This window comes from Actinopolymorpha sp. B11F2, assembly GCF_040195635.1.
Taxonomy (GTDB): Bacteria; Actinomycetota; Actinomycetes; order Propionibacteriales; family Actinopolymorphaceae; genus Thermasporomyces.
The window spans coordinates 30,096-43,978 of record NZ_JBEFTX010000022.1; the positions used below are offsets into that span (position 1 = coordinate 30,096).

10 protein-coding genes are annotated in these 13,883 nt (G+C 69.5%); 9 read left to right on the plus strand and 1 reads right to left on the minus strand.

Annotated elements, in window-relative coordinates; genetic code table 11:
• Positions 1-116 precede the first annotated feature (116 nt).
• The 4 genes from ABN034_RS29690 to ABN034_RS29705 all read left to right on the plus strand — a co-directional run bounded on the left by ABN034_RS29690 (position 117) and on the right by ABN034_RS29705 (position 6,108).
• Positions 117-2,522 (plus strand): LuxR C-terminal-related transcriptional regulator, encoded by a 2,406-nt coding sequence (locus tag ABN034_RS29690; protein ID WP_349694291.1) that lies wholly within the window; start codon positions 117-119, stop codon positions 2,520-2,522.
• A gap of 109 nt (positions 2,523-2,631) precedes the next feature.
• The gene (locus ABN034_RS29695) at positions 2,632-3,444 is read left to right on the plus strand and encodes a class I SAM-dependent methyltransferase (RefSeq protein WP_349694292.1); all 813 of its coding nucleotides are present in this window, start codon (positions 2,632-2,634) and stop codon (positions 3,442-3,444) included.
• 175 nt (positions 3,445-3,619) lie between these two features.
• Positions 3,620-4,198, plus strand: a complete 579-nt coding sequence (locus ABN034_RS29700; RefSeq protein WP_349694293.1) for a dihydrofolate reductase family protein — start codon at positions 3,620-3,622, stop codon at positions 4,196-4,198.
• Positions 4,199-4,398: 200 nt separating this feature from the next.
• Complete coding sequence (locus ABN034_RS29705) at positions 4,399-6,108, plus strand: ABC transporter ATP-binding protein (protein WP_349694294.1); 1,710 nt, start codon at positions 4,399-4,401, stop codon at positions 6,106-6,108.
• A 64-nt stretch (positions 6,109-6,172) separates the two neighbouring features.
• Here ABN034_RS29705 and ABN034_RS29710 read toward each other — a convergent pair whose 3' ends face one another.
• Complete coding sequence (locus tag ABN034_RS29710) at positions 6,173-6,586, minus strand: hypothetical protein (protein WP_349694295.1); 414 nt, start codon at positions 6,584-6,586, stop codon at positions 6,173-6,175.
• A gap of 166 nt (positions 6,587-6,752) precedes the next feature.
• Here ABN034_RS29710 and ABN034_RS29715 point away from each other — a divergent pair, with 166 nt between their 5' ends.
• From ABN034_RS29715 to ABN034_RS29735, 5 genes are all read left to right on the plus strand, one after another.
• A complete protein-coding gene (locus tag ABN034_RS29715) occupies positions 6,753-8,294 on the plus strand; it encodes a phage tail sheath family protein (RefSeq protein WP_349694296.1) in 1,542 nt (513 codons plus the stop codon).
• A 25-nt stretch (positions 8,295-8,319) separates the two neighbouring features.
• Positions 8,320-8,841, plus strand: coding sequence for a phage tail protein (locus ABN034_RS29720; RefSeq protein WP_349330802.1), 522 nt, complete (start codon positions 8,320-8,322; stop codon positions 8,839-8,841).
• A gap of 31 nt (positions 8,842-8,872) precedes the next feature.
• Complete coding sequence (locus ABN034_RS29725; protein ID WP_349694297.1) at positions 8,873-9,610, plus strand: hypothetical protein; 738 nt, start codon at positions 8,873-8,875, stop codon at positions 9,608-9,610.
• 1,105 nt (positions 9,611-10,715) lie between these two features.
• Positions 10,716-11,972 (plus strand): Pvc16 family protein, encoded by a 1,257-nt coding sequence (locus ABN034_RS29730; protein ID WP_349694298.1) that lies wholly within the window; start codon positions 10,716-10,718, stop codon positions 11,970-11,972.
• A complete protein-coding gene (locus ABN034_RS29735) occupies positions 11,969-13,870 on the plus strand; it encodes an ATP-binding protein (protein WP_349694299.1) in 1,902 nt (633 codons plus the stop codon). Before ABN034_RS29730 ends, ABN034_RS29735 begins: the two co-directional genes overlap by 4 nt.
• The last annotated feature ends 13 nt before the right edge of the window (positions 13,871-13,883 follow it).

A 13,883-nucleotide genomic window follows, 5' to 3' on the forward strand; every position in this document is an offset into this window, starting at 1 on the left:
TAGACGACGCAGCATGAATCAGCGTGGAATCAACGGGGTCCGAATGCGGTGAGCGGATTGCGTAAACCGCATGGAATCGCCCTTCATCGTGGATTTGTACTTGGTGAAATAGGCGCATGCCGACATTGGCAACAGATGCGGCCGACAGCCTGACTCGGGAGCTGGGTGGCCTTCCGGTCGAGGTGACGAGCTTCGTTGGCCGCCGGGAGGCGGCAGCCGGGGTGAAGCACGCACTGGCGCGGTCGCGGCTGGTGACGCTCACCGGCGTCGGCGGTGTGGGCAAGTCACGGCTGGCGTTGCGGGTGGGGCGCAACCTGCGACGTGCGTTCACCGACGGGGTGTGCTGGGTGGACCTGGCGAAGCTGCAGAACCCGGGGATGGTCGATCGTGCGGTTGCGGCCGCCCTGGGCCTGCGGGACCAGTCAGCACGTACGTACGAGACCGTGCTCGCGCACTATCTGGCCGACAAGACCATCCTTTTGATCCTGGACAACTGCGAACACGTGCTCGGCCCCTCCGCCAACCTGTGCGCCACTTTGCTTTCCACCGCGCCGGGCCTGCGGGTGTTGGCGACAAGCCGGGAGCCGCTCGGAATCGAGGGCGAGCACATCTGGCCCGTTGCACCGCTTTCCCTGTCAGAGGTGGCCGAGTCGGCTCGGGGGATCGACAAACCGACACGATCAGAGCACGGCCCGTCGGCGCTGAGCGGAGCGGATCGAAGTGTGGTGTCCACATACTCGGAGGCGGTGCAACTGTTCGAGGATCGAGTCAGATCCGTCTTGCCTGGCTTCGTCGTGGACCGGGCCAACGAACGTGTGGTGAGTCGCCTGTGCCAACGGTTGGACGGTGTGCCGCTCGCCATCGAACTAGCCGCCGTGCGGATGCGCGCGTTGGCGCCGGAGCAGATCCTTGCTCGGCTGGAGGACCGATTCCGACTGTTGACCGGCGGGAGTCGTGCCGCATTGCCGCGGCATCAGACGCTGCGGGCGACGGTGGACTGGAGCTTTGACCTGTGCTCGGAGTCCGCGCGGGAGCTGTGGGCTCGATGCTCGGTGTTTGTCGGCGGGTTCGACCTGGCGGCCGCGGAAGCTGTGTGTGCCGACGATCAGCGTTCCGCCGCCGAAGTGCTGGACGGGATCGCCGGCCTGGTCGACAAGTCCATCGTCATCCGGGACCAGCGGGGCACGTTGGCGAGATACCGGATGCTGGACACGATCCGGCACTACGGCCTCGAGCGACTGGCCGAACGCGGCGAGCGAGCCGCGCTTCTGCGGCGGCACCGGGACTACTTCCTACGGCTAGCCGAGGCCTCCGACGCGGAGTCGTGCGGCTCGGGACAGCTGGAGTGGCTACAGCGCCTGCGGTGGGAACGTGCGAACTTCTGGCAAGCCTTGGACTACTGCTGCAGCACCCCAGGTGAAGGACGAACAGGTCTACGAATGGGTGCAGCGCTCTGGTTCTACTGGGTCGGTTGTGGGTTCGTGCGGGACGGGGGTTACTGGCTCGACCGAATCCTGGCCCTCGACACGAGCCCGACGAAGGAGCGCGCCAGGGCAATGTGGCGGGCCGGCTGGATCGGATACCTGCAAGGCGACAACGAGGCAAGTCTGGCCCATCTCGAGGAGAGTCTTTCTCTCTCGCGCGCGTTGGGCGACGAGGCCGAGACGACCTACGCCATGCAGTTCCTCGGCGAGGCGGAAACGTTCGACAACAACGTGGTCCGCGGTGAGGTGTTGCTGGACGAGGCACTGGACCGCCAGCGCAGCTCCGACCGCTGGACCGCTCCTGGTCTCCTGGTCTTCGCACAACGAGCCTGGGTTGCCGCACACGTAGACATTGAGTACGCGGTGGCGCTTCTGTCCGAGGGTCGTGCCGTTTGCGTCGCGTTGGACGAGCGCTGGACACGCTCGTGGATCGACTGGCACCTCGGCGCCATCCTGTGGATAGGCGGCAGGCATCAGGAATCGGCTGTCCACCTGCGAAAGTCACTCCGCACCAAGCGGGAGTTCGAGGATCCGCTGGGCTTCCCCTTCGTCATCGAGCTTCTGGCCCTCGTGTCCTCATCGGAGGGAGATGCCGAACGCGCCGGTGTGCTGCTCGGGGCGGCGGAGAGGATGTGGCAACTCATCGGCAGACCGCTGGCAGGCATCAGGGTTCTGCTCGCGGGAAGCGAGACGTGCAGGACGCGTAGCCGGAATGCCCTCGGAGACCAGGCATTCGAAGCCGCGATCCACAAGGGGCGGTCGATGTCACAGACGGATGCGATTGCCTACGCCCTCGGCGAGAAGGCGACACCGACCGCCACCGAGCCAACAGGTGCGCCCCCACCCCAAGCCGGCCTGACCAGGCGGGAGCAGGAGGTCGCCGACCTCATCGCACGAGGCCAGTCCAACAAGGAAATCGCCAACACCCTGGTGATCTCGCAGCGTACGGCCGAGACCCATGTCGAGAACATCCTCATGAAACTGGGACTCAGATCCCGCACGCAGGTCGTGACATGGCTGACCAGACGCCACCGATGACCCCGGAGAAGCGCGCACTTCGGGCGTCCCGGTTCAAACTGCGCGAGGTTCAGCGGTACGCAGGCTTCCCCAGGTCGGCAGGCGGCGACAGTTTCGGCAGGATGGTGCGATGGCAGAGGCGGATCGACGTGATCTCGGTCGGGTGTTCAACGAGGTGCCGGAACTCTACGACCGAGTTCGACCGAGCTACCCCGACGAACTGTTCGCGGACCTCGTCACTATCACCGGCATGGACAAACGGTCGTCGGTGCTCGAGGTGGGCTGCGGTACCGGCCAGGCGACGCGCTCGCTGGCGGCGCTCGGGTGCTCAGTGACCGCCGTCGAGCCGGGCGCGGGAATGGCCGCACTCGCTCGCCAACGGCTCGCTACGTTCGGCAACGTCGACGTCGAGACGTCGACGTTTGAGACGTGGGACGACGACGGTCGACGCTTCGACGTCATGGTGGCTGCGTCGGCGTGGCATTGGGTCGACCCGTCGATTGGCTGGCGCCGAGCGCACGACGTGCTCTACCCCGGTGGTTGGATGGCGCTGCTCGGCAACGTCGTTGTCCGCCGGCCGGGAGAGCCGGAGGTGTACGCCGAGACCGCCGATCTCCACGAGCGGTTCTCCCCCGGGAACCCCGGCTGGGGTCATCCGCCACTCGAGGGCGACGTGCGCACAACCGACGAGGGTTGGGGACTGGTCGACGATCCCGGCGGCTTGTTCGGCCCCACGATCGTGCGGTGGTACCCGACCGTTCAGTGGTTCAACGGCGACGGCTTTGCCGATCTCCTTCGCTCGACGTCGCTGTACCGCAGGCTCGACCGCGACGTCCGTGAGCCCCTGCTCGACGCCATCGCAGAACGCATCCGCACGCGGATCGGCGACCGAGTGTCACGCCGTTACCTGAGCGTCCTTCGTGTCGGACAGCGCGCCGAGTGACCAAGAGGTGAAGGCTACGTCGTAGAGGGTCTCTTCCGGCATCGGCAACTGTCCGGCGCTGGAGGAACCGGTAGCGGTGTCGCGTGGACAAGCCGCTCGAGACCGATGAGTTTCCGTCTCGCCATCGGTCACCACACCGACACTGCACGCCCTGCGGAAGGAACGGAAAAGAACGATGTCAAGCCTCATGGTGGACTTCATCATCTCCCTCGACGGTTACGCGTCCGCGGACGGTTGGCCCGGCTACTGGGGCATGGAGGGGCCTGAGCATCTGGCGTGGATCAACGAAAGCGCCGAAAGCGAGCACACCGCCCTCATGGGTGCGACGACGTACCGGCTGATGTCCGGGTTCGCCGCCGAGATGGCCGACGATCCCGGCTTTGCCGCATTGACCGCGCTGCCCAAGGTGGTGTTCTCCTCCACCTTGAAGGCACCACTGTCGTGGGCCAACACGGAGTTGGTCGACGGGGACCCCGTCGAAGCCGTGCAGGACATGAAGCGGCGCGACTCCCGACCGCTGCGCACCTTGGGCAGCCTCACCTTGTGCCGGTCGCTGCTCGAGGCCGGCGTGGTGGACCGCTTCCGTGTGGTCGTCTTCCCTGTCATCACGGGCGCCACCGGGAAGGAGCGCATCTTCGACGGGTACCGCGACATCGCACTCGACTTGGTTGACAGCCGCACGTTTGACGGCCGGCTCCAGTTGCTCGAGTACGTTCCCACGGTGCTCGACGGGCCGCCTGGCGTCGGCGGCTGAACTGGCCTTCCGGCGGCGGTCAGCGCACGCGGTGAGAAAGTTGTTTGTCAGGGTTCGCCGGGCGTTGCTACGGTGCTGGCGTCAGGTGTGGAAGGGGGTGACGATCATGTCCGATCGAGTGACAGCGTCGCCCGAGAGCCGCCACCAGCCCTGATAGAGAGCCTTGGGCCTCGCTGCTGACATCACAGCGGAGGCTCCTGATGCATCTTTCCCTTCTGTTTCGCCTGCGCCGTTTCCTGGCCGGACAGCGGTCGAGGCTTGCTCTGTTCATCGCGTTGTTGCTGGCGTCGGCGCTCCTCGCCGTCGCGGTCCCGCTGGCATTTCAGCGGGTCGTCGACGATGGACTGGCGGTGGGCGCCACAACGGTCGCGATGACGTGGACCGGCGTAGCGCTCGCACTCGGCATGATCGCCACCGGGGCGGGCGCCGTCGCGAACGCCTGGGGCGCCGAGGTCGGTACCAGGATGTCCGAGGCGCTGCGGTTGGCGCTGTTCGACCAGATCACCGCCCAGCCGTACGCGTTCCATGCCCAGTCCAAGGCGGGCGCCGTGGTTTCCCGGCTGACGCGCAGCCCTTCAGCGGCCAACAACCTGATCCAGTCGATCTTCGGCGCGTTGGTCGGTCAGGGAGTGCTGTTGGTCCTGGCTGTGGTCACGTTGGGCAGTATCAACGTGAGTGCGGTCGTTGTCGTCCTGGCGATGGTGCCGCTGTTCTTGATCCCGTTCCGGGTGTTCACCCATCGCCTGTTTGCGGCCGGGCGCGACCAGACCGCCGCCACCAGCGAGGTCGAGCACTTCCTCACCGAACGACTCAACGTGGAAGGTGCCGTCTCCAGGCACCTGCTCCATTCACACCCCGCCGAATCCGCGGAATTCGCCGCCCGGGCAGCAAAGATCACGGCCGCCGTGATTCGGCGTAACAACAACTTCTACGGATCCCAGTTCTTCACCTCCGCCCTTGCCGCTCTGGGCGTGGCCGGCGCCTACGCTGCCGGCGCGCTGCAGGGTGCCTCGGTGGGACAGGTCGTCGCGATGGCCGGCCTGGTGAAGTTGATCTACGACCCGCTCGTGCAGATCAGCATCCAAGGGCTCAGCCTGAGTGGCGGCATCATCGAACTGGAGAAGATCTTCGCGGTACTGGACATGCCGGTCCACCAGCCGGCAGGTCAGCAGAGGCTCGACACGTCGGCGCGACGGCTCACGTTCGAGCACGTGTGGTTCCGGCATCCGGCGCCCGGAACAGCGACCCTGCCTGACCTCGCCGCGGAGACTCCCACCGTCGGCGAACACGACTGGGCGGTCGCCGACCTCACCTTCTCGCTCAGACCTGGGAGTACCACGGCTCTGGTCGGACCCAGCGGAGCCGGCAAAACCACCACGGCACTGCTCGCCGTCGGGGTGCACCAGCCGACCCGAGGTCGCATCATGATCAACGACCTCGACCTGGCCGAGCTGTCGCCGACCTCGCGGCACCGGGCCATCGGCATGGTGACCCAGGACGTCTTCGTGCTCCACGCCAGCCTCCGCGACAACCTCACGGTCGCCCGGCCCGGGGCGACCGACCGCCACCTCAAGGAGGCCCTGCGTCGCGCCCAGCTCGCCGCCCTCATCGAGACCCTCCCGCAGGGACTCGACACCACGGTCGGTGATCGCGGCTTCCGGCTGTCCGGCGGAGAACGTCAACGCCTCAGCCTCGCCCGGCTCTTCCTCGCCGATCCGGCCATCGTGATCCTGGACGAAGCAACCGCTCACCTGGACACACTGACCGAAGCCGCGCTCCACAACGCGATGACCCACCACCTGGCCGGGCGTACCATGTTGATCATCGCCCACCGGCAGAGCACGATCGAGAACGCCGACCAGACCATCCATCTCGACAAGGGCCGGGTCGTCGCTCCGTTCGCCGTCTGACGGCTGGCGATCCTGGTCGACGGGGCCCGCAGGGGCGAAGGCGGCCCTTGGTGCACAGGGAAAGCTAAGGGGTGTCGAGACAGACGAGAACGTCCACGGCGACCGGATCGGGGCCGTCGTTCTTCACCGTCAGACCACGCGGTCCGTCGGCGACGAGCGCCGCGAGCACATGGGGATTGGCCACGAGGAGCGTTCCGTCGACGACGATCGGGTCGCCGCTCGTCGTCCCGTGGCTCGGAGTCACGGTGACGGTCGCGGCGGAGCCCTGCCCCGAACCACCGCTGGTTGTCGCCCTCAGCGCCAGCAACGCGACCGTGCCACCGTCGGGCAACAGCGGGACCTCCACCTCGTCGGCTCCCCCGGCAGCCTCGAGCGAGCTCGACGCGAAGGTGTACGAGTCCGGAGCCAGGCTCGCACCGAGCGGCATCGTGGGCCCGCCCTGCACCTTGACCGACGCGGTCACGGAGACGTCGACCATGGGGACCTCCTCGAGACTGTCCTGCTTTCGTGCGTCCACAATGCGCCGGCGCCGTCAAAGCGGTGTCACCGCCGCGTCACCGAGCCCGTGACGCGGGTGTGACGAGCAGGTGACGGCGCTCGGGCACCGTGAGGAGTCGAGGCGATCATCGTCGAAGGAGCCTGCGATGCCTGCAGCACTCACCTACCCGGGCGTGTACGTCCAGGAGATCCCCAGTGGTAGCCGCGCCATCACCGGCGTCGCGACGTCGATCGTCGCATTCGTCGGGCGGGCCGCGCGAGGGCCGGTGGACGAACCGGTGTCGATCGCTTCCTTCGCGGAGTTCGAGCGCGTCTTCGGAGGCCTCTGGCGCGAGAGTGGACTCGGCTACGCGGTCCGCGACTACTACCTGAACGGCGGTAGCAGTGCACTCGTGGTCCGGCTCGCCGGTGGCGCCACCAGCGCCGAGCTCGACGTCGACCGCCTGGCACTCACGGCGTCCGGGCCGGGCTCCTGGGGCAACGTGCTCGAGGTGGACGTGACCCATCCGTCCCCCGGTGACGCGGCCGAGGTCGCGGCCGCACAGGGCGTGGACGCCAACGACCTGTTCCACCTGACCCTCCGTGAGGGGCCGGCAGAGTCCCCACGGCTGCGCGAGGACTTCCTCAACCTCACCGTGGTCGAGGGCCCGCGCCGGGTGGACCTCGTGCTGCGGGCCTCGCAGCTCGTCTCGACCGCGGGAGCGCTGCCCGCCGACCGGCCGGCCGCGGGCAGCTACGAGGTCGCGACCACAGCTCAGGGCGACGACGGTGCGGCTCTCCAGGCCGACGACTACGACGACGGTACGACGTTCGCGAGCGGGAAGAAGGGCCTCTTCGCGTTGGCGAAGACCGACCTGTTCACCCTGCTGTGCCTGCCGCCGTCGAGTCCGGCGGGAGACCTGCCGGACGCCCTGTGGGCCACGGCCCTGTCGTTCTGCCGGGACCGTCGCGCGTTCCTCCTTGTGGACCCACCCGGTACGGCGACACACACAACGGTGGAGGCCTGGCTCGCCGCCCGAGGCCTCTCGGGGGAGATGGCCCGCAACGGTGCTCTGTACTTCCCACGCATCCGCCGCCCCGATCCCCTACGCGACGGCGCGGTCGGCGAGTTCGTCCCCTGTGGCGCGGTCGCCGGTGTGATGGCGCGGACGGACGCCTCCCGGGGCGTCTGGAAGGCGCCGGCGGGCATCGACGCCGGCCTCGCGGGGGTCAGTGGGCTGACGGTGAACCTGGCCGACTCCGAGAACGGCGCACTGAACCCGAAGGGCATCAACTGCCTGCGGACGTTCCGTGGCGTCGGCTCCGTGGTGTGGGGAGCGCGGACCCTACGCGGCGCGGACATCCTGTCCGACGAGTACAAGTACGTGCCCGTGCGACGGCTGGCGCTGTTCCTGGAGGAGAGTCTCTACCGCGGCTCGCAGTGGGTGGTGTTCGAACCGAACGACGAACCCCTGTGGTCGCAGGTCCGCACCACGCTCGGCGCGTTCATGCAGGACCTGTTCCGGCAGGGCGCGTTCCAGGGTCGCACGCCGCGCGAGGCGTACTTCGTCAGGTGCGACGGGGAAACCACCACGCAGTACGACATCGACCGCGGGATCGTCAACATCCTCGTCGGCTTCGCACCGCTCAAGCCGGCCGAGTTCGTGGTCATCGGCATCCAGCAGAAGACCACCAGCGCGTCGGCCTGAGCGGCACGCGGAAAGGAGGGGCGACATGGCCGAGTTCACGGTGAACGCGACCCGCTTCGACCCGTACAAGAACTTCAAGTTCCGGGTGAAGTGGGACGGCCGGTACGTCGCCGGCATCAGCAAGGTGGGTGCCCTCAAGCGGACGACCGAGGTCGTGGCCCACCGGCACGGCGGTGACCCCAGCAGCAGTCGCAAGTCACCCGGTCGTTCGGAGTTCGAGGCGATCATGCTCGAACGCGGTGTGACCCACGACCAGGACTTCGAGCAGTGGTCGAACAAGGTGTGGAACTTCGGCTCCGGGCTCGGAGCCGAGACCTCGCTGAAGGACTTCCGCAAGGACATCATCATCGAGGTCTACAACGAGGCGGGCCAGCTGGCCCTTGCGTACAAGGTGTTCCGCTGCTGGGTCTCGGAGTTCCAGTCCCTGCCGGAGCTGGACGCCAACGCCAACGCCGTCGCGATCCAGAGCCTCAAGCTGGAGAACGAGGGATGGGAACGCGACTACGCGGTCACCGAGCCGACCGAACCGTCGTTCGTCGAGCCCTGACCTCTCGGCACCTTGACCGGAAGGACGGCACATGGGCGCTCTCCGCGATCCCGGGCGGTTGCTCGTCGCGTGGGAGGACGCCGCCGGTGCGCCGCCGGTTGCCCGCGGCACGGTCCTCGTCCACCGGGCCGGGCTGGTCGACGACGTCGACACCGCCCTCGACCTCCCGATCGGGGCGGTCGCGTCGCTGGCCGCCCGGCTCTACGCCGAGGAGTTCGGTGCTGTGGTTTCGGGGATCCTGACGTGTCACAGCTGTGAGCAGCGGCTCGACGTGGAGCTACCGATGGACTCCGTCGTCGCCGCGTCCCAGGACGAGTCCGTGGGCGCGGAGTCCGCGGTCGCACTCTCCGGCGGCCGCAGGCTGCTGGTCCGCGCACCGACGACGAGGGACCTGGTCGCCGCCGGCGGTTCACACGACCCCGCGCGGGAGCTCCTGAACCGCTGTGTCCGCGCCGAGGACAACGCCCCGGTCGATGCCGACGGCCTCGACGACGCCGCGCTGACGCTGGTGGACGCCGCGGCCGAGGAACTCGCCGGGTCCGCGGCGGTCGTCGTGCGTACGGCCTGCCCGTCCTGCGGCACCGAGGTGGCCGCGCCGTTGGACGTTGCCGCTCTCCTCTGGGACCGGGTGGCGTACGCCGCACCCGCCATCCTCGCTGAGGTCGCCGAGCTCGCCGCCGCGTTCGGATGGGCGGAGGCCGAGGTGCTCGCGCTCACACCGGTCCGACGTCGTACTTACCTCGAACTCGCCCGAGGAGGTGCCCGGTGAGCGGGTTCTTCGCGCGGATGGCAGCGCGAGCGTCCGGCCAGGAAGTGCCCGTCGCGGTGCGCCAGCCTCAGCCGTACGAGACAGCGACGGACCCAGGTACCGGCGGGCCGGGGCCGGCGCGAAGATGGCTCCCGAACGGAACACGGCACGCAGACGTGACGGAGCTACCCGCTTTCGTGCTGCCCGAGGTGCCGAGTGAGACCCGTGACCGTGCCATCGACCCACGGTTCCCGGACCGGCTGACGTCGAGTCAGCCCGCGAACGGCGTACCTTCGCACCCGTCCGCCCCGATCGACCGTGGGCGGGCGCGCCTCGGACCAGCCCACCCTCCGGCCGTCCTGCCCCTCCGGCGCACCACCACACCCGACGTCGCACCGCGTCCCGGGCCAGATTCGCCGGGCGGCTCGCACCCGTCCACGCCACTGATCGCCGCGGCCCGCCCGGACCGGGACCGACCCGGTGTCGATCCCTCCAGAGAGGCACCGGCCGGATCAGAACTGGACGGCCCACGGGAGCCGCTGGCTCAGGAGGCTTCGACCCCCACCACGCCCCCTCCGCGATCCGCCGGATCAACGCCCGCCGTCCAGCAGCCGCCCGGTTCGCGGCGTCGGCAGCAGCCTCGCGGAGCACCTGAGCCGTCCAGTCAGGCAGCTTCGGCGGCCACGTCGGGCGCGCCACTGTCGGCCGCGCGACGCGCCACGGGAAACACGCGTCCACCGGTACCCGATCTGGCGACTCTCCTGCGAACCCACGTCCTCCCGCACCTGGCTGACCGGGGTGCGGTGTCCCGCGACGAGATCGTGGTCGTCGACGACACCCCGAACGGCTCGCCGGCAAGACACCGCGACCCACCGGCGCCCGGGACCGTGAGCGTACGCACCGGACAGGTCCGCAGCCATAGGTCCGAGGCGTCCGGACCACGAGCCGATCGTGGCGCTCCGGCAGGAAGTGCAGCACCAGAGGTGAACGTCCACATCGACCGCCTCGTCGTGACCAGGGCACCGGCGCCCCCACCCACCCCCGCTCCGGTGCCGGCTCCAGCCCCACGGTCCGGGCGCACCCGGGTCGACCACGCCGGCTACCTCACCCGCCGCCGGGATCGCGGATGAGCAACTCATTGGCGATCGCTGCGGTCACCTCGGCCATCAGGTACGTCCTCGACCGGGCACTCGAACGTACGCATCCCGGGCAGGTCGGAGACGCGGCCGTGACGACGCTGCACCCATCCAAGCTGGTGACCACCGATCTCGCCGGAAGTGCGGGCATCAACGTGTACTGCTACCAGGGAACCCCCAACCACGCGTGGAACCTCACTGACCTGCCGACGCGACGCGGCGACGGCTCCACCGTCAAGCGCCCGATCGCCGCCCTCGACCTGCACTACCTCCTCACCTGCTACGGCGAGGAGACGCGGCTCGAACCGCAGCGGCTGCTCGGCCGGGTCGTCGGCGCCCTGGCCGCCACCTCCATGCTCACCCGGGGCGTCGTGACCGCCGCCCTGGATCTCTACAGCGGCGACGACACGGAGACACCGTTCCTCGGTGCGTCCGACCTCGCCGACGAGGTGGAGCTGGTCAAGCTCTCCCCGGCGACACTGTCGCTGGAGGAGATGTCCAACCTGTGGGGAATGCTGGACACGCCGTACCAGCTGTCGTTGACCTACCTCGCCACGGTGGTGCTGATCGCCGCGGACGTGACACCGAAGGTGGCGTTGCCGGTACGTCGGCGGGCTCTGACGGTGAGCCCTTCAGGGCCACCCCTGCTGGCGAGCGTCACGACCGACCCCGCGGACCAGGCGGCGGGGACCGGATCGACGGTCGTCGTCCGCGGCAGCCGCCTCCTCGGGCCTGGCGCGGGGGTCAGGATCGGCCCGGTGGCCCTCGCGCCACAGCCCGGAGCCACCGCGGACGAGGTGCGGGTTGTGGTCGCCGACACGGTGCCAGCGGGCGTACACGCGGTACAGGTGACCCACCGGTCCCCGGCCGGCCCGGCCGGAGCACCGTCCCGAGTCGTCGCAACCTCCAACGCCGTCCCTCTCGCCGTCCGCCCCTCCGTGAACGTGACGGGCATCGACGCCGACGCCGTAACCCTCGCGGTCAGCCCGCCACTGCAGGCCGGACAGCGTGCCACCGTGGTCCTCGGCCGGCTGTCAGGCGGTTCTCCGGAGGATCCCACCGACGTGACCCTTGTCCTGCCGCCGCTGCCCGAGGATGAGGCACCGCAGCCGTCGCTCGTCGTCCCCTCCGATGACATCCCGGAGGGTCGGTGGCTCGTGCGTCTCCAGGTGGACGGGGTCGACAGCCTGCCCGACCTCGTGGGTGAGACCTACGCCGCACCGTCCATCACGCTTCCGGCGCCATGACCGAGACCACCAGCGCCACGTGGGAGCAGGCCAACCGGGACGCTCTCGTCGCCGAGCTCGGCGTCCTGCGTGCGCTGCTCCGTCACCGCGCCGGGGAGGTCAACGGACCCGGACCTGACGAAGCGCGGGCGGCCGCAGCGTGCGCGCAGGAGCGGCTGCCGGGTCCGAGCGCCCTGGACCAGGTGGTGCAGGGTTTCGGCCTGACGACGTTCGAGCGGTCGGCTCTGCTGCTCGCGGCCGGGCCCGAACTCGTCGCGGCGACCGCTGACGAGATCGCGGCTGTCGGTGGTGACCCGCGGCCCACGTTCGCACTCGCACTGTCGACTCTCCCCGAGGCCTCCTGGGGCGCGATGACGCCGACCGCCCCGTTGCGGCGGTGGCAGTTGTTGCGGCTGCTCGACCCGACCTCGCTGACGCGTACGCCGCTGCTGGTGGCCGAACGGGTGCTCCACCACCTGGTCGGCGCGGGCTACCTCGATCCCGAGCTCGCCGCGGTCGCCCGGCCGGCAAGCACCGCGGTCGAGCTCGCCGACTCTCTCCGTGAGGCGGCCGACGCCGTCGCGGCAGCCTGGGCCGACGGCCGGCTGGTCGTGCTGAGCGGACCACAGCGGGCGAACCTCACCACCGTCGCGGCAGCGGCGGGTCAGGCGGCCGGTGGGCAACGGCTCTTCGTCGTGGCCGCCACGGACCTCCCGCGGGCACCAGCCGACCGGGACCACCTCCTGCGCCTGATGGAACGCGAGTCGGTACTGGCCGGCTGCGCGTGGGCAATCGATCTCGACGGTGCCCGAGCGGACGAGGTCGGCGGGCTCCTGCGGGCGCTTCCCAGCCTCGGCGTCCCCGCCGTGCTGCTGGCGACGGACGACACGACCGCCCCCGGTGGGGCCGTCCAGGTCAGTGTTCCCCGCCTCGGAGTCCAGGAGCGACACGCGATGCTGTCGGCCGCGTTGCGTCGGCGCCACGGCACGCGGCCCGGCCCGGACGACGCCGCGACGCTCGCCACCGCGGGCGTGTTCGACCTGGCCGTCGCCGACATCGAGGCGGCCGCTGAGGAGGTCGGGCGCGGGCGGCCACTCTGGGAGGCCTGCCGGACGCGGGCACGGAGCAGGTTCGAGGGGATGGCGCAGGTCGTCGAGCCCCGGGCCTGCTGGGACGACCTCGTGCTCCCCCCGGGTCGCCTCGACCAGTTGCGCGCGCTCGTCGGGGGCGTACGACACCGGGCTACGGTGCTCGATGACTGGGGCTTCGCCGACCGCTCGGCGCGCGGACTGGGGACCGCTGCACTGTTCGCCGGGCCCAGTGGCACCGGCAAGACGCTCGCGGCGGAGGTCGTCGCGGGTGCGCTGGGGCTGGACCTCGTGGTCGTCGATCTCAGCCAGGTCGTGAGCAAGTACATCGGCGAGACGGAGAAGAACCTGCGCAGGGTCTTCGACGCCGCCGAGGACAGTGCCGCCGTCCTCCTCTTCGACGAGGCGGACACGCTGTTCGGTAAGCGGACGGAGGTGCGGGACAGCCACGACCGCTACGCCAACCTCGAGGTCGGTTACCTGTTGCAGCGGATGGAGTCGTTCCGCGGCCTGGCGGTGCTCACGACCAACGCGAAGTCGGTTCTGGACCAGGCGTTCCTGCGGCGGCTCCGGGTGGTGGTGACGTTCCCGTACCCCGACCTCGCCGCCCGCGAGGCGATGTGGCGGCGGGCGTTCCCACCCCAGACGCCGACGTCCGGACTCGATCCGCGCAAGCTTGCGGGCGTCGACCTTCCAGGTGGCGGGATCGCGGCCGCCGCACTGACAGCGGCGTACCTGGGCGCTGACCGCGGCGAGGTCAACGCGGCCGACGTCGCCGCGGCGACCCGCTGGGAACTCGCGAAGACCGGCCGCACCGTCCCCGGCCGCTGAGGCTCCCTTGACC